This window comes from Priestia sp. FSL R5-0597 (assembly GCF_038006305.1).
GTDB classification, from domain to species: domain Bacteria; phylum Bacillota; class Bacilli; order Bacillales; family Bacillaceae_H; genus Priestia; species Priestia zanthoxyli.
In genome coordinates, this window is record NZ_JBBOUZ010000001.1 from 4233917 (window position 1) to 4258581 (window position 24665).

Here is a 24665-nt window from a genome sequence, read left to right on the forward strand (position 1 = left end):
TTTTAGTGTGATAAAATACTCTATTCTTTATTAACACGAATAGAAAAATAACACAACCTTAAATCTTGCTGTACTTTATAAATTTCAATAAAAAAAGTGCAGAAAAGATCGTACTCTTCCTGCACTTTTTTTATTATAAAATCTTTTCTAAGAAATCTTTAGCACGCTTGCTTTTAGGGGCTGAGAAAAATTCGGCCGGAGGCGCATCTTCAACAAGCACACCGCCGTCTAAAAACAGCACACGATCCGCTACTTCTCGTGCAAATCCCATTTCATGCGTTACAATGACCATCGTCATTCCTGTTTCTGTTAGCGACTTCATTACATCTAGCACTTCTTTTACCATCTCTGGATCCAATGCTGATGTTGGTTCGTCAAACAGCATTACTTTCGGCTCCATTGCCAATGCTCTTGCAATAGCTACACGCTGCTTTTGACCGCCCGATAAGCGACTTGGAAACTCGTTGGCTTTTTGAGCAAGTCCAACTTTTTGGAGTAATTCTTTGCCTTTAGCAACAGCCGTTTCTCTTGACACGCCTTTTACCGTCATCGGAGCATACGTCAAATTTTCAAGCACTGTCATATGTGGAAACAAGTGAAAATGCTGAAATACCATTCCTACATTTTCACGCACACGCATAATGTTTGTTTTTTTATCTGTAATCACTTGACCGTTAATGGAAACTAATCCGCTCGTCGGTTCTTCAAGCAGGTTCATACAGCGTAAAAAAGTAGATTTACCAGAACCAGAAGGGCCAATAACAGCTACGACTTCTTTTTCCTTAATCGTAGTTGAAATACCTTTTAAAACGTCATTCTTACCAAATGATTTGTGTAAATTTTCAACGTTAATCACCTTTTCTCATTCTCCTCTCGACTGCTTTACCAAGGAGCGTTAAGCCCATTACCATTACATAATAAATCAACCCTGCAAAAATTAACGGTTCAAGGTAGGCGAATTTTTCTCCCCCTACAATGTAAGCACGGCGCATAATGTCGAGTGCTCCAATAACTGTAACGATAGCTGATTCCTTTGTTAATGTAATGAACTCATTCATTAAAGCAGGTAAAATATTTTTAAGTGCCTGTGGCAAAATAATTTGTCCCATCATGCGGCGATAAGGAATTCCTAACGCTAATGCCGCTTCACGCTGTCCTTTATCAACAGCTAAAATACCAGCGCGAATAATTTCAGATATATATGCTGCAGAGTTTAGCCCGAACGCAGCAACGGCCGCTGGAAACGGGGCAATATCAAACCCGAGCAGCTGAGGTAATCCAAAGTATATTAATAATAATTGCAGTACAAGCGGTGTTCCGCGAAACACGGACGTATATGCATCCGCAAACCATTGAAGAGGTTTATTGCGGCTGATTTTACATAAAGATAAAATAACTCCCAGCACAAACCCTAAAATTGCTGAAGCTAGGACTATCTGTATCGTTACCCCTATCCCTTTTAAAATATAAGGCATAGAAGGCACGATTTGCGAAAAATCCAAATTCATGCCTAGTTCCATTCCTCTCTAACTATCATTCTTATTTTTGGTCGTCAAACCACTTAACGATTAATTTATCCAATTCACCGTTTTCTTTCATTTTCTTTAATTCACGGTTAAAGTCATTCGTTAGCTTGCTGTCTTTAGGAAATGCGATTGCTGATCCTTTACTTGAATCGGGACGTCCTGTATCAGACATTTGCAAGCTTTTGTCTTTGTTCACATACCCTTTAGCTACTGTATCTTCAATAATCGCTGCATCGATACGATTTGATTTCATTTCTTGAATTAGTTCTGGAATACGGTCACGCGTTGTTACATTTACTCCGTCAACTTCTTTTGCAATTTCTTTTGCTTCGTCTGCTTGAATAGAAGAAGTTTGTACACCGACTGTTTTTCCTTTTAGTTCTTCTGCGTTTTTAATTGGCGCATCTTTCTTCGATACAATCATGTTTTTTGCTTCATAGTATACGTCTGAGAAGTCCACGTTCTTTTTACGCTTTTCAGTTGGCGTCATACCGGCTAAAACTAAATCGACTTTATTAGATTGTAAAGCTGGAATTAATCCGCCAAATTCCATATCCTTTACCTGCACGTCATAGCCTAACTTTTTACCGATTGTTTTTGCTAAATCTACGTCAAATCCGATTGCTTCACTATCACCTTTTGCCGTATCAATATATTCAAAGGGTGGGTAATCTGCTGATGTTCCCATTACAAGTACTTTTTTATCTTTGTCGTCGCTGCTTGCTCCGCCATTAGACGTTCCTTCTCCTGCTCCGCATGCAGCTAAAACGCCTGCTGTTAAGAGACCAATTGCCGTTACCGATAACCACTTTTTCAATTTCATCTTCGTTCCCCCTAGTTTATTCCTTACATTATTTTTTAAAAATTAATAATATTATGAAATAAGTTTTTTACTATTGCAAGTAAATGTCGAAATTTAAATATATATTCATATAAATGTATTTTAACACAACATTATAAATATGCAATATCTTTTTTAAATATAAGTTTCACTATTTGAAAATACCTTTTCTCAACATTTTCCACTCATTAGAAAGCCTGCATACAGACGGATAAAAAAATGCATAAAAAAAGAAGCCGTTCAAAACGGCTTCTCTCTTACACTTCTTCACAGTTCTGTTCGAACGCTTCTTGCAGCTTCATCACAACTGACATTGGCTCATGGCCTTCAATTTCGTGACGCTCTACCATTGTGATAATTTTTCCGTCTTTTAATAAAGCGAAAGATGGAGATGAAGGCGGATAACCTTCAAAGTATTCGCGTGCACGCGCAGTTGCTTCTTTATCTTGCCCAGCAAATACTGTAACCAAGTTTGTTGGACGTTTATCATAATGTACAGCGTGCGCTGCAGCAGGTCTTGCAATACCTCCTGCACAACCGCAAACTGAATTCACCATTACAAGCGTTGTGCCAGGCTGTTTAAACGTTTCATCTACCGCTTCAGCCGTCGTTAATTCTGTATAACCAGCAGCTGTAATTTCTTTACGGGCCTGACGAACAACGTCGTTCATAAACAAGTTAAAATCGATATTCATTTTCATACCTCCCTTTTGCTATCTATCCTTTATCATAGCAAACGAAAACTAAAAAGGCGATTGCTTTGACTCATTTTTTCTTGGTAATCAAGATTAAACAAGAAAAGAAATGGTGATACTGTTTTTACAGCTAGAAAAACATACTCTTAACTCCCTAGTGTAGAAGGATCCGCATAAAATGCAGGATCCTTTTTTACATTTCTTTCATCGCCTGCTGATAGATTTTAATCAAGTGTTGGAGAGCTTCAGCCATTGTGGCATCTCCGGTCATCATTTGTTTTTCAACATCCCCTAATGTTTGCTTAACTAAAGGATGTTCATAAAATGATTCTTGTAAATATTCGTTAACACTTGCTTGTAACCATGCCTTCATTTGCTTTTGTCTTACTGCATAAAACAGATCTTTTTTATTCATCCATTCCTTATAGTCACAAATTATCTGCCATAAATGTTGAAACGACGCTTCTTCATAAGCAGAAGTTGTGATGACCTGTGGTTTCCACCCTCCGGAATGACCGTGAAGAAAACCAATGACACTTTTGTATTCTTTTGCAGTCACTTCTGCTTTTAGCCGGTTATCCCCGTCTGCTTTATTTACACAAATTAAATTAACCCATTCAAGCAGCCCTTTTTTAATTCCTTGCAAATCATCTCCTGCTCCGGTTAAAGCAAGCAAAACAAAGAAGTCTACCATCTCTTTTACAATCATTTCACCTTGGCCAACACCCATCGTTTCGACAAATATGATGTTATACCCAGCCGCTTCACAAAGAAAAATGGCTTCTCTCGTTTTAAGATGAACACCTCCAAGCGTTCCTTGAGAAGGTGAAGGACGGACAAAAGCGTTCTCTTGTTTGGCAAGCAGCTCCATTCTGGTTTTATCTCCTAAAATACTTCCTCCAGACAAGGTACTGCTTGGATCGACTGCTAAAACTGCAACGGAATGGCCATTTTTGCATAGATACGATCCAAATTTGTCAATCAGCGTACTTTTTCCTGCTCCTGGTACGCCAGTAAAACCAATGCGCACTGAATGCCCCGTATGGGGATAGATTTCTTTAATCAGCTGTTGTGCTATTGCTTTATGCTTCGGCGCTTTACTTTCAATTAAAGTAATGGCTTGAGCTAACGCTGTTCTTTTCCCTTCAAGCAGCCCTTGTTTATAATCTTGTACCGTTTTTAATTTCACCAATTGTCTTCACCAACTATTCTTCTAACCGTTTCTTTATTTCATGTAAGACGGAAACGGCCGCTTTTGGGATTACTGTTCCAGGTCCAAAGATTGCAGAAGCGCCGTGCTCTAAAAGAAATGAGTAGTCTTGTTTAGGAATAACGCCTCCGACAATAACAACGATATCGTCGCGCTCTAATTTCTTTAACTCATCAACAAGCTGCGGCAGTGACGTTTTATGTCCGGCTGCCAAAGAGCTTATCCCAATCACATGTACGTCGTTTTCTACAGCTTGCCTTGCTGTCTCTTCAGGCGTTTGAAATAAAGGGCCAATATCCACATCAAATCCAAGGTCAGCAAAGGCTGTTGAAATCACTTTTGATCCTCTGTCATGACCGTCTTGCCCCATTTTCGCCACTAAAATCCTTGGGCGTCTTCCTTCTTCCTCTAAAAATTCAGCCGTGAGCTTTCGAACTTCTTCGATTTGATCTCGATGCGCAAACTCCGCACTGTATACCCCGCTGACTGACTTAGAAGTAGCCTGATGTCTTCCAGCCACTTTCTCAATCGCTTCTGAAATTTCACCTAGTGTAGCTCTAGCTCTTGCAGCTTCAACCGCAAAAGCAAGGAGATTCCCTTCGCCTGTTTTGGCACAAGTGGTCAGTCGATTAAGCGCTTCAAGTACCGCTTGTTCGTTACGTTCACTGCGTATTTTCTTTAGCTTTTCCAGCTGCTTCATTCGAACTGCTGTGTTATCAATATCAAGAATATCAAGCGGTTCTTCTTGCTCCGGCTGAAACTGATTCACACCTACAATAATTTCTACCTGCGAGTCTATTCTTGCTTGTCTGCGCGCAGCAGCTTCTTCTATCTTCATTTTAGGTACGCCTGCTTCTATTGCTTTTGTCATTCCGCCGAGCTGTTCTATTTCTTCAAGGTGCTTCCACGCTTTTATCATTAATTCATTCGTTAATGATTCCACATAATAAGAGCCTCCCCAAGGGTCAATGACGGAACAAATCTCCGTTTCATTTTGCAAATAAAGCTGCGTATTTCGAGCAATTCTAGCTGAAAAATCAGTCGGAAGAGCAATCGCTTCATCCAGTGCGTTTGTATGAAGCGATTGCGTATGTCCTGACACTGCAGCCAGAGCTTCGACGCATGTTCTAATAACATTATTAAATGGATCCTGCTCGGTTAAGCTCCATCCGGACGTTTGAGAATGCGTTCTAAGAGCGAGTGATTTAGGGTTGTCCGGCTCAAACTGTTTCATGAGTTTTGCCCACAGCAGCCTCCCCGCTCTCATTTTCGCTACTTCCATAAAGTAGTTCATTCCAATTGCCCAGAAAAAGGATAGTCTCGGTGCAAACGCGTCAATTGAAATTCCTGCTTTCAAGCCGGTTCGTACATATTCAAGTCCATCTGCAAGCGTATAAGCAAGCTCTAAGTCTGCTGGAGCGCCTGCTTCTTGCATATGATAGCCTGATATACTAATACTGTTAAATTTCGGCATATGCTCCGCTGTATATTTAAAAATATCCGCAATGATTCGCATGGACATTTCAGGAGGATAAATATACGTATTGCGCACCATATATTCTTTTAAAATATCGTTTTGAATCGTTCCAGCCAGCTTTTCTTTTTTTACTCCTTGTTCTTCAGCTGTTACGATGTAGAAAGCTAAAATAGGAAGAACCGCCCCGTTCATCGTCATCGACACGGACATTTGATCAAGCGGAATCCCTTCAAACAGCTGCTTCATATCAATCATTGAATCAATTGCCACTCCTGCTTTCCCTACATCTCCAACAACTCTTGGATGATCAGAGTCATAGCCGCGGTGGGTAGCTAGGTCAAAAGCAACAGACAGCCCTTTCTGTCCAGCAGCTAGGTTTCGGCGGTAAAAGGCATTGCTTTCCTCCGCCGTTGAGTATCCTGCATACTGTCTAATCGTCCAAGGCCGATTCACATACATCGTTGCATACGGTCCTCTCACAAACGGTGGAATACCAGGTGCAAAGTGAATAAAGTCGAGGTCATCTCTGTCTTTTTTTGTATATAATGATTTTAATTCAATTTGTTCATTTGTTTGAAAAGCAGTGAATGTACTTTGAGTCACGTCATCTTCCCTTTGCTGCTTTGAAAATGATAATGGAATATTAGAAAAAGAAGGCTTTTTATACATGAACTTCTACCTCCAAAGCACATAATAACTTCTTAACGCATTGAATAACATTTGTCTTAGGATGTATGACGCTCATTACACCTTTTTGCTGCCACTGCGTTTTGCGTGATACGTGTTCTTCCCCTACTACGTACACATAAACGGAATCTTCCTCAAAATAAGTCATCGCTTTTGTTAAGAGCTTTTCCACGAGTTCATCACTTCCACAGATTACATATGCTTCGTGCTTTTGTTCATTCATCCAATCTGCTATCTCGACGTAGGAATCTATGTTTTTAATTGTTTCACACGCAAAGCCTGCGCTTTCAAATAAAGACCGGGCAATCTCAGCTTTTTTATGGCTGCTAGGATCGGCGAGCTCCATAATGCCAATGCTCATTCCCTTTGTATAAACCCGTATTTTTTCAAACTTCTCTGCTGCTCTCCACTTAGTGAGCGGCACAACACTGTCTGGCTGTGACTGCTTCGCCATTTGTTTTAGCATCCACCCTGCTGTTACCCCTTTAGATGCTAGCTTTGTATAGTCCTCTAGCGAAAGATTTGATAAAAATTCCGAAGTGTTCTGGTCACTGTATTTATTCATTTTTCTTTCTTCTTTTTTAGACAGAGTGCTTTTTATCTCTTCAGATGCAGCGTGTTGCTTAGGAGCATAGTGTGTGACTCCGATCAAGCGCTCAATTCGGCACTCTATATCTCCTTGTCTTTTTACTCTCATTTGTTCAACTTCATCTTGAATTCGCCCTTGTTTTAAAGCTTCTTCCATTCCGCCGTGGCCTTCAATGTTGCCAAATAACTCCCAAGCTTTTGTCATTAATTCATGTGTGTAAGCTTCAACGTACCAAGAGCCTCCGGCAGGATCCATTACTTTTGATATATGTGTTTCGTGCTGCAAAATTAAGTGAGTATTACGGGAAAGGCGATGAGCGAACTGAGAAGATGAGGATGTAACGGAATCATATGGTTCAATATGCAGACTATCCGCTCCTCCTACAATAGAAGCAAACGCTTGAACCGTGCTCCTTAATGCATTTGTATACATATCTTCTTTAGACTGTGTAAGACGTGACGTTTCCGTATGAATAAACGGCACTGAAACGGCCGTGTCATCAAAAGCACGAACCACATTTGCCCAAAGCATGCGAAAAGCACGAAGTTTTGATATTTCCATAAATAAATGTGAGCTAACTGAAAAAGAAAAGGTCATGTGAGGTAAAACTTGATGTAAGGACAGACCGCGTTTCATGCATTCATCAATATACTGCACTCCTGTAGCAAGCATATAAGCTAGTTCTTGAACAGCGTTTGCACCGCTGTTATGGTAAGGAATGCTTGATACAATGATCGTTTTGAGCTCTGGAACATTACTGTGAGCCAAACGCGTTGCGTAAGCTAAATGATCGTATAAATCTCGAGTAGAAAGTGGAACTCTCCCGTATTCAGCAAGAGTGCCGAGCGGATCCATTCCAACCGTACCTGTTAGCTGTCTCATATCAAAGTTATGATCAACACAGTATGCTTTTAGAAACGAAAGAAGTGGAACGGATGTACATCCCGTATTTAAAAATAAAGGCACAGCTTCAAGAGCTACATGCTGAAACAAATGAGCAACATCCTCTAAAGTAGAAATTGTAGCGCCTGAGGCTACTTCAGCTTCAGTTGCTTCATCAACGTCTTTTCCTTGCCTCATTGCTTCACTGCACGTAAAAGCGGCCGTATTTTGTCCATTTCTCAAACTGTGTAAAAGAAGTTTATTGCTTTCTTTAATAGAAGGTAAGTCGATTTTTTGGGTGATTTCCCATTCCCCTAGTATGTATGATTCTTTACCGGCTCCTCTTAAACAATCTATTCCCGCCGGACTCTGCTGCAAGTAGTCTAAATGTGCCGTATCACTTTCAAAATAAAGCGGTTTCAAAAAGATGTTTTCTAACGTTTCTTTTGAGCGGAGCGCGGTGTTTTTGCTAACTTCCTGTGCCCAATCTTCTTTAGGTGTACGTGTAAATTCATGAAATGATAATGTATTTGTTTTCATTTCCATGCCCCTTTACAGTTAATAGCTGCCTGCTAGACCTAGATGATTACACTTTGAAGTTTGATGATTCTTCTTTTATTTTAATACATCTTTTACAAATTGTTCAATCATTGCTTCAAAATAAAAAAGCAAATGGAGAAAGCTCCATTTGCTTTTTTTAATAGACGGACGTATTCTCTTTAGACGTAGATTCTAAAATCTCTTTAACTCTTGCCAAGAACCTGCCGCACACCAAGCCGTCCAACACGCGGTGATCAAGTGATAAACATAAGTTAACCATATCTCGAACAGCAATCATGTTATCAATAATAACCGGACGTTTTACAATAGATTCTACTTGTAAAATAGCCGCTTGCGGGTAATTAATAATCCCCATTGATTGCACGGAACCAAATGAGCCTGTGTTGTTAACAGTAAACGTTCCGCCCTGCATGTCTTCAGACTTCAATGAACCCGTACGAACTTTTTGCGCAAGCTCTGTAATTTCACGCGCAATGCCTTTGATTGTCTTTTCATCGGCTTGTTTAATAACCGGCACAAATAAAGCATCGTCTGTTGCAACAGCAATAGATACATTAATATCTTTTTTCTGAACAATACGGTCTCCTGCCCACATTGAATTCATTTGAGGGAATTCTTTTAAAGCCTGAGCCACTGCTTTTACGAAGAACGCAAAATAAGTTAAGTTAAAACCTTCTTTTTGTTTGAACTCCGTCTTTAATGCATCACGATAAGAAACTAAGTTCGTTACATCAACTTCAACCATTGTCCATGCATGCGGAATTTCGTGTTTACTGCGAAGCATATTTGCTGCAATAGCTTTACGCACGCCTGAAACAGGGATTTCTTGATCTCCGGCTGCAGACACAACCGGCGCGGGTTGCTTCGTTTTTGGAGCAGCTGCCGCTACGGGTGCTTCTGGCTGAACTGTTGATGCAGGTGTTTCTTTCACTTCAGCAGCTCCGCCTTTTTCGATAACAGCTAAAATATCTTTTCTCGTAATGCGGCCGCCCGCTCCTGTTCCTGTCACGGTATCTAAATTAATATTATGTTCTTGTGACAGACGCATAACAGCTGGAGAGTATCGGCTTTTATTGGATTGACTGTCCGCTGTTTTTGGCGCTGATTCTTCTACAGTCTTATCAGACGTTTTCTGTTCTTTTTGAGGTACAGTTCCTTCTACTTCAATTAAACAAATCACTTCTCCCACGGGTAAAGTATCATCTTCACCTGCAATTAACTCTTTAATTGTTCCACTAAAAGAAGAAGGCACTTCAGCATTTACTTTATCCGTCATGACTTCAGCTAACGGGTCGTACTTATTTACGTGATCTCCAACAGAAACGAGCCATTTGCTAATTGTACCTTCTGTTACACTTTCACCGAGCTGCGGCATCGTAATTTTTTCAATAGCCAATTGATACAACTCCTTTTAAAATTGAGCTAATTCTCTCATTGCTTTTTCTACTTTATCTGGATTCACCATAAAATATTTTTCCATTGTTGGTGCATACGGCATAGCTGGAACATCGGGGCCAGCAAGGCGCTGAATTGGCGCATCTAAATCGAATAAGCAGTGTTCAGCAATAATAGCTGCTACTTCGCTCATAATGCTGCCTTCTTTGTTGTCTTCCGTTAAAAGCAGGACCTTACCTGTTTTAGAGGCTGCTTCTATAATAGCTTCTTTATCAAGTGGATAGACCGTTCTTAAATCTAAGATGTGTGCTGAAATACCGTCTGCTTCTAGCTTTTCAGCAGCTTGAAGAGCAAAGTGTACACAAAGACCATATGTAATAACCGTGATGTCGTCTCCTTCTCTCTTTACATCTGCTTTGCCAATCGGAAGTACATAATCATCTTCAGGGACTTCTCCTTTAATCAAACGGTACGCACGCTTATGCTCAAAGAAAAGAACTGGATCATCATCACGAATAGCTGCTTTTAATAATCCTTTTACGTCATAAGGCGTAGAAGGCATCACAATCTTTAACCCTGGCGTATTGGCAAACAGTGCTTCAACAGATTGAGAATGATAAAGAGCACCGTGAACTCCACCGCCGTACGGAGCTCGAATTGTAATTGGACAACTCCAATCATTATTAGAACGATAGCGAATTTTCGCTGCTTCTGACACGATTTGATTGACTGCAGGCATAATAAAATCAGCAAATTGCATTTCCGCAATCGGACGCATGCCGTACATTGCCGCTCCGATTCCTACGCCTGCAATAGCAGATTCTGCAAGAGGTGTGTCAATAACTCTTTCTTCCCCGAACTGTTCGTACAGTCCGTTGGTTGCTTTAAATACGCCGCCTTTTTTTCCTACGTCTTCTCCTAATACAAACACGCGGGAATCTCTTTCCATTTCTTCACGAATGGCCATTGTTACTGCATCAATATATGAAATAACCGGCATATGTTCTCCTCCTTACTCACCGTACACGTATTTTAAAGCCGATTCCGCTTCTGCATAAGGAGCGTTTTCAGCATAATCTGTTGCATCATTAACGATGTTCATAATATCATCAAGCATTTGTTTTTCTCGTTCATCGGTTAACACGTTAACCTCTTTTAAATAAGTCGCAAAGTACGCAAGCGGATCACTCTTTTTAGCTTCAGACAATTCTTCTGCGCCGCGATATGCACGATCATCGTCATCACTTGAATGGGCAGTCAAACGCTCTGAAACAGTTTCAATAAGAGTAGGCCCTTCTCCTCTGGATGCACGATCTCTTGCTTCTTTTACCACTCGATATACTTCAAGGACATCGTTTCCATCAATTGTGTAGCCTGGCATACCGTATCCAATCGCACGATCAGATACTTTTGCGCACCCTAGCTGCTTTTCAACCGGAACAGAAATCGCATACTTGTTATTTTCACACATAAAGATAACAGGAAGCTTATGAACACCTGCAAAGTTCGCGCCTTCGTGGAAGTCTCCTTGGTTAGAAGATCCTTCTCCAAACGTAACAAACGTGACTAAGTCTTTTTTCTCCAATCGTCCTGCTAAAGCGATTCCTACTGCATGAGGCACCTGTGTTGTAACTGGAGAAGATCCTGTTACAATTCGCTTTTCCTTATGGCCAAAGTGACCTGGCATTTGACGACCTCCTGAGTTTGGATCTTCTGCTTTAGCAAACCCAGAAAGCATTAAATCGCGCGCAGTCATTCCAAATGCCAGCACAACACCCAGATCGCGGTAATAAGGTAATATGTAATCATTCTCTCTGTTTAAGGCAAAAGCTGCGCCAACTTGAGCGGCTTCTTGACCTTGACATGAAATAACAAAAGGCACCTTCCCTGCACGGTTTAATAGCCACATACGCTCATCAATTTTTCGTGCAAGCAGCATAGTGCGGTACATTTCAAGTACTTGTTCATCAGTTAATCCTAATGATTCATGACGGTTTTTTGTCATGTTTAAACCTCCTTTAATCATCAAAAATGAATCGCTTTTCCATCTACAGCTAATGAAGCTTCTCCCATCGCTTCTGAAAGGCTAGGATGAGGATGAATGGTATGAGCAATTTCCCATGGTGTAGCATCCAATACCTTTGCAAGACCCGCTTCAGAAATCATATCCGTCACGTGAGGTCCAATCATATGCACACCAAGAACATCATTTGTGTCGGCATCGGCAATAATTTTAACAAATCCCTCTGCCTCTCCATATACAAGAGCTTTTCCAACGGCCTTAAACGGAAACTTTCCAACCTTCAGCTGAAATCCTTGCTGTTTTGCTTCTTGTTCTGTTAATCCTACACTTGCTGCCTCCGGGCTGCTGTATACGCATTTAGAAATTGTTGTGTAATCAATCTTCAAAGGCTTGTCACCGTGTAAATGCTCAACAGCTACGATTCCTTCGTGAGAAGCTACATGTGCAAGCTGCAGTCCGCCAATTACATCTCCAATTGCGTAGATATGAGATTCTTTCGTTTGATAAAAATCATTTGTGGCAATCACACCGTTTTCTACTACAATATCGGTATTCTCGAGACCAATTCCTTCGACATTCGCTTGACGCCCTACAGATACAAGCAGCTTTTCTGCTTCATATTCTTGCATATCGTCTCCTACTTGAGCAGAAATTTTCACCTGACCACCAACAGACAGTGTATCAGCCATTACTTTAGCAGAAGTAATAATGGTAACTCCTTTTGCTTTTAAAAGCTTCGTCATTTCACGGGAGATATCTTGATCTTCTGTTGGTAAAATTCGATCGCTGTATTCAACAACCGTTACATCAACATCAAAATCTGTGAGCATTGACGCCCATTCAATTCCAATGACGCCGCCTCCCACAATAATAATAGAAGCAGGAAGTGTTTCCATCTTTAATGCTTCATCTGAAGTGATTACTTTCTCTCCATCGATTGTTAAACCAGGTAATGTTCTAGGGCGAGACCCTGTTGCGACAATTACATTCTTTGGAATAAGCATTTCGTTTTCTTCACCGCTTTTTAATTCAACGGAGATGGTTCCTGGCATAGGAGAAAAAATAGAAGGTCCTAAAATACGTCCAATTCCTTCATATACGTCAATTTTACCTTTTTTCATTAGCTGTTTGACACCATTATGTAACTGTGAAACAATTTCTGACTTTCGTTCTTGTACACGAGCATAGTTCAATAGTACATTGGACGTTTCTACGCCAAATTCACTGCTTTTCTTAGCCGTTTGATAGACTTCTGCACTTCTTAGTAAAGCTTTGCTTGGGATACACCCTGCGTGCAGGCATGTGCCGCCTAACTTATTTTTTTCCACAACCGCTACCGATAGACCTAACTGAGAGGCACGAATAGCTGCTACGTACCCTCCGGTTCCACCGCCGAGAATGACCAAATCATATTCTTTTGCCACACTGCTTCACACCTTTCTGCAAACGCTATTAAGCGCCTTTATATTCCTTTACTTCTTCTTCACCTGTAAGCACTCGGAGAGCCCCTTCAGCTAGCGCTTGAAGCTCATTTTCTCCAGGATAAACAATGACATCTGCAATCCACTTTACATGATTAATAATCAGCTCAACAAACGCTTTTGAATAAGCAATGCCTCCCGTTAGAATAATGGCATCTACTTTTCCATGCAATACCGTACTGGCAGCTCCAATTTCCTTCGAAATTTGATAAGCCATTGCTTCGTAGATAAGCTTAGCTTTTTCGTTTCCATTTTTCACTAGCGCTTCGACTTTCTGCACGTCAGATGTGCCCAAATAACCGACAAGTCCGCCTTTTCCTACAAGCATTTTCATAATCTCCTCGCGATAATACTGACCTGAAAAGCAAAGACGAACTAATTCACCAACCGGTACACCGCCAGCGCGCTCTGGACTAAAAGGACCGTCGCCGTGCAGGCCATTGTTCACATCAATTACTTTTCCGCACTTGTGAACTCCAACCGTAATGCCCCCGCCCATATGGGTAACAATAACGTTCATTTGTTCGTATGTGCTATTCATTTCTTTGGCCACTTTTCGAGCCACCGATTTTTGATTCAGCGCATGAAAGATGCTTTTCCTTTCCATAAAAGGAGTTCCTGAGATACGAGCGATGTCACTTAGCTCATCTACCACCACTGGATCAACAATGTATGCTGGAATATTTAATCCAGATGCAATCTCAAACGCTAAAATCCCGCCTAAATTTGAAGCATGATGGCCGGCATAACCGTCTTTTAAATCTTTGAGCATGGCTTGATTTACTTCGTATGTGCCGCCTTCAATCGGGCGTAAAAGCCCTCCTCTTCCACATACTGCACTTAATTTAGATAAATTAATCCCTTCTTCATCAAGTGCCTCTAAAATCGAGTTTTTACGGAACTCATACTGTGCATATATCGTCTCAAACTGATTCATTTGCTGTGAATCGTAGCGGATTGTTCGATCAAAAATTGGTTTATCGTTGTGAAACACGCCAATTTTTGTGGACGTTGAACCCGGATTTATTATCAGCATTCGATATTCGTGCATATCCAACACATGTCCTCCTACCTTATCATTCTCATAAACGAAGGCTAGGTCGAAAGGATTTCATTTATTCCTTTTGCCTAGCCTTCAGCTCAAACATTAGCGCGTATGACGTCTACTTAAAATATGCTGTCCATTTTGTAAAAATTGACTGCGTGAACGACGCAGCTTTTCAATTCTTTCTTCAGCTAAGCGATCTGCTGCTAGATAGGTTGGAATGCCATCTCGCTTTGAGATTTCAACTACCTTTTCAATATTATCATAAATACCTTCAACTTTTTTCAGCGCACGCTCACGGTTATATCCAACTAGCTCATCAGCTACGTTAATAACGCCTCCTGCATTAATAACATAGTCCGGTGCATATACAATGCCTAATTCATGAATTAAATCACCATGACGCGTTTCTTTCAATTGATTATTAGCTGCCCCTGCAATAACTTTTGCTTTTATTTGAGGGATCGTTTCATCGTTAATCGTTGCTCCGAGTGCACAAGGAGCATAGATATCACATTCTACACCATAAATATCATTTGGGTCTACTGCTTGCGCACCAAATTCTTCTACCGCACGCTGAACAGCTTCTTTATTAATATCCGTTACAATAAGTTTTGCCCCTTCTTCGTGAAGGTGGCGGCATAAATTATATGCTACGTTTCCTACACCTTGGACAGCTACTACTTTTCCTTCAAGCATATCTGTTCCAAATGCTTCTTTTGCTGCTGCTTTAATTCCTCGGTATACGCCGTAGGCTGTGACTGGTGATGGATTGCCTGATGAACCGAAGGCAGGAGATACACCCGTTACATAATCCGTTTCCTCATATACAATATCCATATCCTCTACCGTTGTGCCCACATCTTCTGCTGTAATATATCGACCATTTAACCCTTGAATAAAGCGGCCAAATGCACGGAACATCGCTTCATTTTTGTCTTTGCGAGGATCTCCGATAATAACCGTTTTTCCTCCTCCTAAATTCAAGCCTGCTGCTGCATTTTTATAAGTCATTCCGCGTGATAAACGAAGCGCATCTTCAATTGCAGCCTCTTCTGATTCATATGTCCACATTCTCGTACCGCCTAGAGCTGGTCCAATTGTTGTATCATGAATCGCAATAATGGCTTTTAAGCCTGAATCTTTATCTTGGCAAAATAATAACTGCTCATAATCGTATGTTTCCATATAGTCAAAAATTTTCATTGTTAGTGCCTCCTAAGAATTCTGTTGAGCGACGCTGATAGCAAGCGCCAGTGAGTATAATTTACTTTCTGATGAATCTGCTCTGGATGTTAAGACGACCGGAGCTTTTGCCCCCGCTAGAATAGCTCCAACTTTTGCTTTAGCAAAATAAATAAGGGATTTATATAAGACGTTCCCTGTTTCAATTGCTGGAACGAGTAATATATCTGCTTGACCGGCAACTTCACTTTGAATGCCTTTTTGCTTGGCTGCTTCTATGTTAATGGCATTGTCGAGTGCTAAAGGTCCATCAATAACGCAGCCTTTAATTTGTCCTCTGCGGTTCATCTGTGTAAGAAGTGCAGCCTCTACTGTGGCAGGCATCAAAGGGTTCACAACTTCAACCGCTGCAACAGGAGCTACCTTTGGCACCTCTATCCCAATCGAGTGAGCAACGTTCACCGCGTTTTGAATGATTTGAACTTTCTCTTCCAGAGATGGCGTAATATTCATAGCTGCATCTGTTACAAGAATAGGGCGGTCATAGTGAGGAACATCAAACACAGCTACGTGTGATAAAACATTTCCCGTACGCAAACCATGCTCTTTATTTAACACAGCTTTTAAAATAAGCGATGTGGATAAATTCCCTTTCATTACGATATGAGCTTGACCTTGCTGAACTGAACGCACAGCCAATTGAGCCGCTTCTAAAACGGACTCCGTATGTACGACCGTCACAGCCTTATGAGTGAGTAAGGATGGGCGGTACTGCCTGAATAATTCATTAATTGTTGTTTCGTTGCCAAACAAAATAAATTCAGAAACTTCCCTTGACACAGCTTCATACACTGCCTCAATTGTTTCTAAGTCTTCAGCTGCAGCAACAGCAACAGTCAAAGAAGACTGCTTAGCAACCCGAGATAAGATGGTAGCAAGAGTCATGGAATGTTCGACCTCTCCTTTTTCATTCTTTCTTTTGCCCCTTTTTAAAGAGCATACTGCGCGTTTATGCAGTCACTTAAAATATATGCAAGATTTGTGCCACACTCTGCATATATTACATAATATAGCTGCTTGTATCCGTTTCTACGCACAAAAAAATTTTTTTATTGATTCTAACGACAAACAGAAAAAAAGAATACCTCTCTATTTATATGCAATAACTTGCACACCATGCATTTTATTGCATGCTGTTATTTGCAAGATTGTATTTTTCCAACTTATAATACAGAGAACGCAGGGAAATATTGAGCTGTTTTGCTGTTTTCGTTCGGTTATACTTGTTTGCAATCAGCACTTTTTGAATAAGTTCAGCTTCATAATTTTCCATCATGTGCGCTAAAGTCTTCCCTTCGAATACTACCTCTTCATTCGCCTGATTTTTTTCTTTTTTGCCCTTGCCTTCAAGTGAAGGGAGATGAACAGAATCAATCATTGTTTCCGTATAGTGCATATAAATAATAGCTCTTCCTAATATGTTTTCAAGCTCTCTGACGTTTCCTGGCCAGTCGTATGATCTCAATGATTGTAAGGCCCGATCTGTTACCCCTTCAACATGTCGGCCGTAATCTTGATTAATTTTTGTAATTAAGTGTGTAACAAGCGCTCCAATATCCTCTTTTCTCTTCCGAAGAGGAGGTATGTGAATCGGAATTTTGTTTAGCCGATAATACAAGTCCTGTCTGATGCTTCCATCAGCCATTCCTTTTTCTAAATTCACATTCGTAGCTGCAATCACGCGAACATTCACCGGAATGGGGGTCGTGCCTCCAACGCGAATAAGCTCTTTTTCTTGAAGCACTCGAAGCAGCTTAGCCTGCATATGAGCTGAAAGCTCCCCGATTTCATCCAAAAAGATGCTACCGTTATTGGCTTCTTCAAAAACACCTCGTTTTCCGCCTCGTTTTGCCCCGGAAAAAGCTCCTTCTTCATACCCAAAAAGTTCACTTTCAAGCAAAGACTCAGAAAGTGCAGCACAGTTGATCCGAACAAATTTATTAAACTTTCGGCTGCTCGCATTATGAATCGCATGTGCAAACAGCTCCTTACCCGTCCCAGATTCACCTCTAAGCAAAACAGTAGCTGGTGTTTTAGCAGCAAGTCTAGCCTGCTCAATTGCTAACTGAAATTCTTCAGACTGACCAATGATATCAGCAAATGAATATTTCGCTTCAAGCGTTCGGATAATTTGACGCGCTCTTTTGAGTTCATTTGTAAGCTCTTGAATTTCAGACATATCATGAATAACGCCAACGCTGCCTTTTAATTTTCCATCGACAATAACAGGGGCAACATTCACAACTACGTCTCTTTTACTCGGACCAAGCCTCATTCTTACACCTCGAACAGGACGTCTTGTTTGCAGCACCTTCATGTGCATACTGTCTCCTTCAGAGATATCGGCAGTCGCGGGCTGACCAATAATATCCGTCTTTTTTAAACCCGTAATTCTCGTATAAGCAGGATTAATTAAAATCCCTCTTCCTTCTTCATCGACAACCGAAATAGCTTCTTCAGAAGATTGAATAATAGCTTGAAGCATAGTTTGTACTTCTTTTAAGTTCGTAACTTCTTCTGCCAATCCGACAACGTCCGTAATATCTTTAAAAATCGAAAAGGCACCAAACAGCTCTCTATTCTCGTCGAGTATTGGTATTCTAGTCGTAATGACCTTCCGTCCGCTATCTAACACAAATTCACTATTTTGATCAATCGTTTTTGTATGAAGAACATCAACAAGTTTACTATTTGGAATAACTTCATGAAGATGCTTACCAATTACATCTCTGTGTGAAAAGTTCGTCAAACGCTCGGCACTTTGATTAAATAGCGTAATATATCCATTCCTATCAATCACGACCATCGCATCATGAGCCGCGTTAAAAATAAGATCATATTTATACGATTCTTGCTTTAACCGCTGAATTAACTCTTCTTTTTCCTCCATCAGATTGGCCATAATTTCAGCAACCAATCCCGGAACTACCAGTGCATCAGCAGGTTTGCTTCTCTGCAATTGTTGAAAAACACCTTGTTTACCTGTTGTTTCAACAATGACATCGAGCTGCTTTGTCATATAAGGCTCCCAATTCATTCCGGTTGAAATATCTTGTTCTTTCGCATGCAAAACAGCCGGCGCGTCAGCTCGTACGTCTACTACACCAATCACTTTCATAAATTCGGTTTCCAACAAGATTTTCAGAATAGCTAATCCGCCTTTTCCTCCTCCAACGATCAACACATTTTGCATATTTTTTCACCTTTTCTACTTAATATGTACATGTTCCGTGCAAAATATTGCATATACCTATCATATAAAAAAAGAAACGCTCTTGACAATTTATTTAGTTCTTTTATGATTCAAGTATAACGGTTTTATAATGTAAACGCATTCATTTTAAAAAAGAGAAGCGAAAGGAGAAGCTATGGTTCGAATTATTGCCCTGCTAATCTTACTTATTCCTGGTATACTCGCTGGATATGGCATTAAACTTATGAGAGATATGATTTTTGGCATCCTGCAATCCCCGTTCCCTTCTTTATTTTTGCAATTTTCAGTCGGCCTTCTGTTATTTGTAATCGGCCTTGGATTTGTTGCTGGCTTTATTCTGCACAGAGACCGCAAGCGAAACAAAGTTCAAAACAGATTTCAAAAAGATAAAAAAACATCGCATTAATGCGATGTTTTTTTACGAAAAGCGTCCCCCAAATTGCTTCACCATTTTTTCAGGATAATCAGTAATAATGGATTCACATCCATATTTCCGAAGCTGCTCAGCTACTTTTACATCATTTACTGTGTAAGGTCGCACTGGAATTTGACAATCTTTTGAAGCGGCTACATTTACTTCATTCACGGTACGCTGATTAGGGTGAAGAGCTTTTGCGCCAAGATGCTGCGCATATACCCAAGGCTCATACATCGGATAAGAATACAAAATAGCTGTTTCAATCGTAGAATCCAAAGAACCAATTCGGGCTAAGCTGTTATGATTAAAAGATGAAATCATCGTTCGATCCTTCATCTTGTATAAATAAATTAAATCCAAGACTTTCATTTCTAAGTATGGATAGTCAAATATATTGTTTTTCAACTCAATATTTACACTAATTCCTTCACTTGAAGCCCACTCCATTACTTCATTTAACATGGGAATTTTACATACCCCGTACTTTTTTTTGAACTTATAGCTCGCATCTAATTTTTGTAAATCTTGATACGTAAAATCTTTTACATACCCTTTTCCATTCGTTGTTCGATCTAATTTTTCATCATGAATTACAGCAAGTTCTCCATCCTTTGTCATATGCACATCAAGTTCAATTCCGTGTGCTCCGACTCTCGCTGCTTCTTTGAAGGAAATCATCGTATTTTCAGGAAACGTTCCAGCTGCGCCGCGATGACCTATTACAAACATACTTGCTCAACTCCTCTATTATCACTTATTATTAACTTTAGCATTACTTAATAGTGAAAGCACGAATTTACTGTTTATACTTCTTCACTTTCATTACTTTATATGCAAAAGGAGGTCGTTGTGTATGAGACCACTGCAAATTTCTCCGGATACAGCCGTAAAATTAGCAGAACAATTAAATATCCCCCTCGAGCAATTGATGCATATGCCTCAGCATATTTTGCTGCAGAAGCTTGCTGAATTAAATGCGGGCGAAGATAAAAAAGGATCTGAATAACAGATCCTTTTTTCTTTCGAATTTTCGTTTCCAAAAATAGTATTACTTTCTTACTTCATTTTCCATAACATATATTAGAATATTTAATAATATAAATGTATTTTTAAAAATGCTTTTAAATAAGTAATTTAATACTTTTTTGTGTATATTTAATTATTTTTTGATTTTTCCATATAATTTCATTGACGAAATTATTGTTTTTCTACTAAAATAAAAATACATTATATTTATTCCAGTACTTATATTCTGATTTTTTGATCAATTCAAATAAAAGAATTAAATAGTATGAGAGAAATTTTAGGGGGACTTCATTATGCAAGCAGCTGTACAACACGAAAATCAGCAGCCAAATGAGTCTAGGAAAAAACACCCTCCTGGACTGTACTTATTATTCGCGACTGAGGCATGGGAAAGATTTAGTTATTATGGAATGAGAGCCATTCTTGTTCTTTATTTAACTGCTACCGCTGCTCAAGGTGGACTCGGGGTAGATAAAGCAACTGCACTGAGCTTATATGGAACATTCACTAGTGCTGTTTACATTACGCCGATGATTGGCGGATATTTAACAGACCGCTTCCTCGGAAGAAGGCTAGCCATCACAATCGGTGGTGTGATTATGGCACTCGGGAATTTTTCCATCTTCATTCATCAAAGCGTAGCCGCTTTGTATATCGGACTTGCTTTATTAATTATCGGAAACGGATTTTTCAAACCAAATATCTCCACATTGGTCGGAGATCTTTATGCAGAAAATGATCCTCGCCGTGACGGTGCTTTTACCATTTTTTATATGGGTATTAATTTTGGTGCATTTTTTGCCCCATTAGTTGTTGGATTAATGAGTTATAAATACGGATTTTTAACAGCAGCTATCGGAATGGTTGTTGGACAAATTTTATTTAACCTACTGGCTAATCGCTATTTAGGTGATATTGGGAAAGAGCCTACAGGAAAAGTTCATGCAGCAGCATCTCAAACATCAACTGCTCCGCTGACAGCACGAGAAAAGAAAAGAACGGTTGCTATCGTTATTCTAGCTTTCGTTGTTATTGCTTTCTGGACAGCTTTTGAACAGGCTGGAAGTTCTTTAACGCTATATGCTCAAGATCAAATTGATCGTCAAATCGGTAGTTTTACGGTTCCAACAGAGTGGTTCCAATCATTGAATCCACTGTTTATCATGATTTTAGCACCAATTATGTCACTTGTTTGGTACAAGCTAGGAAATTCAAAACGCGGTGATTTTAAAACACCAACAAAAATGGGTATGGGACTTGTAACAGTCGGATTAGGATTCTTAATTTTAATTCCAGCCGTTATGTATACTGGTAATGACCCAGCTTTAAAAGTAAATATCCTGTTCATGATTTTCACTTACTTCCTGCACACGCTGGCTGAGCTTATGATTTCGCCAGTAGGGTTGTCTATGGTAAGTAGACTGGCTCCATTAAAGCTTGCTTCTCTTTTAATGGGCGTATGGATGGCAAGCTCTGCTGTTGCTAATAAGCTAGCGGGTGTTCTTGCATCTTATACACAGTCGTTAGGTTATTTCGACATCTTCAGCTTAATCGGAGCTGTAACAATTGTACTTGGAATTATTGTTTTGTTCCTTTCAAAACCGATTGCTAAATTAATGGATTAAAAAAAGCAGCCTTTTCTGAAGGCTGCTTTTTTTATCATTTACTTATCCATATATGTAGATGAATTTTTTAACACATCTTCTAAATCTTCTTTCAAACACAAAGCCCTCATAACAATTAAATAAATTATTTCAATAAAATACACTACTATGGATCACAAGATGTACATTCCCTTAACCTCCCTATTTCCAACTCTTAAAACAAAATGAAAGGACCCATGAATGATTAAAATTCATCGGCCCTGCAGTAAAAAGTTTATTGATTTTCAGTTTGCTATCTAGTGTAAATTCCAAAAGTTTATCGGCATGTACTCTGTATTACAAAAGGTATCAGCTCACTCAAAACCCCGTAATTCCAGCAGTCCTATCCCTTTCAACTCGCTTTATGTTCAAGGCGTAATTTATCCGCAACCATGGCGATAAATTCACTATTTGTCGGCTTTGCTTTTGACATGCTGACAGTATATCCGAATAATGAAGAAATAGAATCAATGTTCCCTCGGCTCCATGCTACTTCAATGGCATGACGAATGGCGCGCTCAACGCGGCTTGCTGTTGTATTGTATTTTTTTGCAATGTCAGGATACAGCACTTTTGTAATCGACCCAAGCAGCTCAATATCCTTATATACCATTGAAATGGCTTCTCTCAAATATAAATAGCCTTTAATATGAGCAGGTACACCAATTTCGTGAATGATGCTCGTAATGCTTGCATCTAAATTTGCTGGTTTGCTGTCGCGATGCGAACGCATGGAAGAAGATGAACGTTGCATAAATGAAGATGTTTGTCCGCTAACTTGACGAATATGATTCACTAAGTTTTCCATATCAAACGGCTTTAGAATAAAATAAGCAGCTCCTAAATCAACCGCTTTTTTCGTTACGTCTTCTTGCCCAAATGCTGTTAGCATGATGACATTTGGATAATTTTCTTTTTTCATTTCTTTTAACTGACCTAAAACTGCTAATCCATCTAGATGCGGCATAATAATGTCTAATACAAGAACATCCGGATCTTTATCTTTTAAAATGGATAAACACTCTTGTCCATTGTAAGCTACTCCGATTACTTCCATGTCTTCTTGCTCTGAAATATAATCTTCAAGCAAACCAATTAGTTCCCGATTATCATCAACCAAGCATACTTTAATTTTTTTCAATGCAGCTTCCTCCTCAGTCCTTTATGTTATACGTCGTTTCCTACGTGTCTCTATTCTTTATTCTAAAGGACAAATTCGACAATGCAACATTATTTCCTTTATTTTTTTAGAAAAAAGTCTTTTAAATGGAATTTATTCGATTTTCTCTTATTTTCTTTGTTTTTCGACGTTTTTCTCGTACATTTACGACAATAATTTTTATCAAAAAAAGCGAACTAATGACAACATTAGCTCGCTTTTTTTCGATTATTTTTATAAATATCGATTCCTGCTTCGTTAAGCATCCATTCAATATGGACACCGTAACCGGAGGTAGGATCATTTACAAAAACATGGGTAACCGCTCCAACGACTTTACCGTTTTGAATAATCGGACTCCCGCTCATTCCTTGAACAATTCCACCTGTTTTCTTTAACAATTTAGGATCTGTAATTTTAATAACCATTCCTTTAGTAGCCGGAAACTTTTGAGGTATAGTACTCATAATTTCAATATCAAATTCTTCCACTTGATCATCATCTACTACCGTTAGAATTTTAGCAGGTCCTTCTTTTACTTGATGAGATAGAGCAATTGGCATTGCTTTATCCATTATTCCGTTTTCCATCGTTGAAGACAATTTTCCAAAAATACCGAAAGGACTATTTCGTGTAATATTCCCAATGATTTGTCTATCTTCAGAAAACCTCGCTAGCTTTTCGCCGGGAACGCCGTTCGAACCTTTCTCAATTGATGTAACGGTCGAACGGACAATTTGTCCATCTTCTACTACGATTGGCTTTTTTGTATCCATATCCGAAATAACATGGCCTAAAGCGCCGTATTTTTTAGATTTTGGATCATAAAAAGTCATTGTGCCAATTCCTGCAGCTGAATCACGGATGTATAAACCGATTCTGTACGCATAATCTTGCTTATCTTTTAACGGATACAGCTTCGTGTCAAACTGCTTTTTTTCTCTTAAAATATGCAGATTTAATGGTTCACCCGTTTTCCCTGCCTGCTGAATAAACGGTGTAATATCACTCATTTTTTCAATGGTTTTACCATTAATCTTCGTAATCATATCTCCAACTTGAATACCCGCAATTTCGCCAGGAGATTTTTTACCTTTTGCTGTATCTACCTGATGATAGCCTACAACAAGAACACCTTTTGAATTTAATTTCACACCGATTGATTGTCCACCAGGAATGACTTTAAAATCAGATAATACCTGCACGTCTACACGCTTTACAGGAATACCGGCCAAATGAAGCATCAACTCTTCTTTGCCTACCTGTTTGCCTGCTACGGTCAGCTTCGCCTTGTTACTTGTTACATCGTAAACAGGTGATGAAGCTTCTACGCTAAGCGGTAATGTCGTATTAATTTTTTCTTTTTGCTGTTCAAATAAGACGATTTGTTTTGGAATGTGTATATATTGTTGCACAACTGGAATAAATCCTACAAAAATGAACGAAACAAGGAGAATCGCACCAATTATATGTCTGTATCGATTTTGCATGTTTTCACTCTCCTCGCTTCCTCGCCTAAATGGCTACACATTTAATTTAGCCTTCTTA

At 39.6% G+C, this 24665-nt stretch carries 21 protein-coding genes; 3 read left to right on the forward strand and 18 right to left on the reverse strand.

The annotated features are described in order from the left end of the window. Positions 1 to 133: 133 nt before the first annotated feature. The 15 genes from MKX72_RS22375 to MKX72_RS22445 form a co-directional block, all read right to left on the reverse strand. A complete protein-coding gene (locus MKX72_RS22375) occupies positions 134 to 856 on the reverse strand; it encodes an amino acid ABC transporter ATP-binding protein (RefSeq protein ID WP_028411574.1) in 723 nt (240 codons plus the stop codon). Next, complete coding sequence (locus MKX72_RS22380) at positions 849 to 1508, reverse strand: amino acid ABC transporter permease (RefSeq protein WP_013059114.1); 660 nt, start codon at positions 1506 to 1508, stop codon at positions 849 to 851. Before MKX72_RS22380 ends, MKX72_RS22375 begins: the two co-directional genes overlap by 8 nt. Positions 1509 to 1539: 31 nt before the next feature. Further along, complete coding sequence (locus tag MKX72_RS22385) at positions 1540 to 2343, reverse strand: transporter substrate-binding domain-containing protein (protein WP_026106695.1); 804 nt, start codon at positions 2341 to 2343, stop codon at positions 1540 to 1542. A gap of 281 nt (positions 2344 to 2624) precedes the next feature. After that, the gene (locus tag MKX72_RS22390; protein ID WP_028411575.1) at positions 2625 to 3062 is read right to left on the reverse strand and encodes a BrxA/BrxB family bacilliredoxin; all 438 of its coding nucleotides are present in this window, start codon (positions 3060 to 3062) and stop codon (positions 2625 to 2627) included. Between the two features lie 193 nt (positions 3063 to 3255). Continuing rightward, positions 3256 to 4251: a methylmalonyl Co-A mutase-associated GTPase MeaB gene (gene meaB, locus MKX72_RS22395; protein ID WP_033579718.1), complete on the reverse strand. Its 996-nt coding sequence runs from the start codon at positions 4249 to 4251 to the stop codon at positions 3256 to 3258. 16 nt (positions 4252 to 4267) lie between these two features. Beyond that, positions 4268 to 6418, reverse strand: coding sequence for a methylmalonyl-CoA mutase (gene scpA / locus MKX72_RS22400; RefSeq protein ID WP_155007648.1), 2151 nt, complete (start codon positions 6416 to 6418; stop codon positions 4268 to 4270). After that, positions 6411 to 8447 carry a methylmalonyl-CoA mutase family protein gene (locus MKX72_RS22405; RefSeq protein WP_155007647.1) on the reverse strand — a complete coding sequence of 679 codons (2037 nt, stop codon included), beginning with the start codon at positions 8445 to 8447 and terminating at the stop codon, positions 6411 to 6413. Before MKX72_RS22405 ends, scpA begins: the two co-directional genes overlap by 8 nt. Before the next feature lie 157 nt (positions 8448 to 8604). Further along, the gene (locus tag MKX72_RS22410; protein ID WP_033579716.1) at positions 8605 to 9864 is read right to left on the reverse strand and encodes a dihydrolipoamide acetyltransferase family protein; all 1260 of its coding nucleotides are present in this window, start codon (positions 9862 to 9864) and stop codon (positions 8605 to 8607) included. A 15-nt stretch (positions 9865 to 9879) separates the two neighbouring features. Then, entirely contained in the window at positions 9880 to 10863 is a 984-nt protein-coding gene (locus tag MKX72_RS22415) for an alpha-ketoacid dehydrogenase subunit beta (RefSeq protein WP_013084975.1), read from the reverse strand. Positions 10864 to 10875: 12 nt separating this feature from the next. After that, entirely contained in the window at positions 10876 to 11868 is a 993-nt protein-coding gene (locus MKX72_RS22420; protein ID WP_013084976.1) for a thiamine pyrophosphate-dependent dehydrogenase E1 component subunit alpha, read from the reverse strand. Between the two features lie 20 nt (positions 11869 to 11888). Next, complete coding sequence (lpdA, locus tag MKX72_RS22425) at positions 11889 to 13310, reverse strand: dihydrolipoyl dehydrogenase (RefSeq protein WP_028411580.1); 1422 nt, start codon at positions 13308 to 13310, stop codon at positions 11889 to 11891. A 28-nt stretch (positions 13311 to 13338) separates the two neighbouring features. Then, the gene (gene buk, locus MKX72_RS22430; RefSeq protein ID WP_372492011.1) at positions 13339 to 14418 is read right to left on the reverse strand and encodes a butyrate kinase; all 1080 of its coding nucleotides are present in this window, start codon (positions 14416 to 14418) and stop codon (positions 13339 to 13341) included. Positions 14419 to 14514: 96 nt separating this feature from the next. After that, the gene (bcd, locus tag MKX72_RS22435; RefSeq protein ID WP_013059125.1) at positions 14515 to 15618 is read right to left on the reverse strand and encodes a branched-chain amino acid dehydrogenase; all 1104 of its coding nucleotides are present in this window, start codon (positions 15616 to 15618) and stop codon (positions 14515 to 14517) included. Positions 15619 to 15630: 12 nt separating this feature from the next. Beyond that, on the reverse strand, positions 15631 to 16542 hold the full coding sequence (yqiS, locus tag MKX72_RS22440) for a phosphate butyryltransferase (RefSeq protein ID WP_028411582.1): 912 nt from the start codon (positions 16540 to 16542) through the stop codon (positions 15631 to 15633). A gap of 238 nt (positions 16543 to 16780) precedes the next feature. After that, on the reverse strand, positions 16781 to 18850 hold the full coding sequence (locus MKX72_RS22445) for a sigma-54 interaction domain-containing protein (RefSeq protein WP_034271001.1): 2070 nt from the start codon (positions 18848 to 18850) through the stop codon (positions 16781 to 16783). Between the two features lie 175 nt (positions 18851 to 19025). Here MKX72_RS22445 and MKX72_RS22450 point away from each other — a divergent pair, with 175 nt between their 5' ends. After that, a complete protein-coding gene (locus MKX72_RS22450) occupies positions 19026 to 19277 on the forward strand; it encodes a DUF2627 domain-containing protein (protein WP_028411584.1) in 252 nt (83 codons plus the stop codon). Positions 19278 to 19289: 12 nt separating this feature from the next. On the opposite strand, the gene MKX72_RS22455 is transcribed toward MKX72_RS22450, so the two are convergent. Next, positions 19290 to 20018: a glycerophosphodiester phosphodiesterase gene (locus MKX72_RS22455; RefSeq protein WP_155007646.1), complete on the reverse strand. Its 729-nt coding sequence runs from the start codon at positions 20016 to 20018 to the stop codon at positions 19290 to 19292. A 124-nt stretch (positions 20019 to 20142) separates the two neighbouring features. Here MKX72_RS22455 and MKX72_RS22460 point away from each other — a divergent pair, with 124 nt between their 5' ends. Together MKX72_RS22460 and MKX72_RS22465 are read left to right on the forward strand one after the other, a co-directional pair. Further along, complete coding sequence (locus tag MKX72_RS22460; protein WP_064504589.1) at positions 20143 to 20295, forward strand: YycC family protein; 153 nt, start codon at positions 20143 to 20145, stop codon at positions 20293 to 20295. Positions 20296 to 20608: 313 nt separating this feature from the next. After that, positions 20609 to 21940 carry a peptide MFS transporter gene (locus MKX72_RS22465; protein WP_033579713.1) on the forward strand — a complete coding sequence of 444 codons (1332 nt, stop codon included), beginning with the start codon at positions 20609 to 20611 and terminating at the stop codon, positions 21938 to 21940. A 370-nt stretch (positions 21941 to 22310) separates the two neighbouring features. Here MKX72_RS22465 and spo0A read toward each other — a convergent pair whose 3' ends face one another. Together spo0A and spoIVB are read right to left on the reverse strand one after the other, a co-directional pair. Next, positions 22311 to 23099: a sporulation transcription factor Spo0A gene (spo0A, locus tag MKX72_RS22470; RefSeq protein WP_013084985.1), complete on the reverse strand. Its 789-nt coding sequence runs from the start codon at positions 23097 to 23099 to the stop codon at positions 22311 to 22313. A gap of 227 nt (positions 23100 to 23326) precedes the next feature. Next, a complete protein-coding gene (gene spoIVB / locus MKX72_RS22475) occupies positions 23327 to 24607 on the reverse strand; it encodes a SpoIVB peptidase (protein WP_028411587.1) in 1281 nt (426 codons plus the stop codon). Between the last annotated feature and the right edge of the window lie 58 nt (positions 24608 to 24665).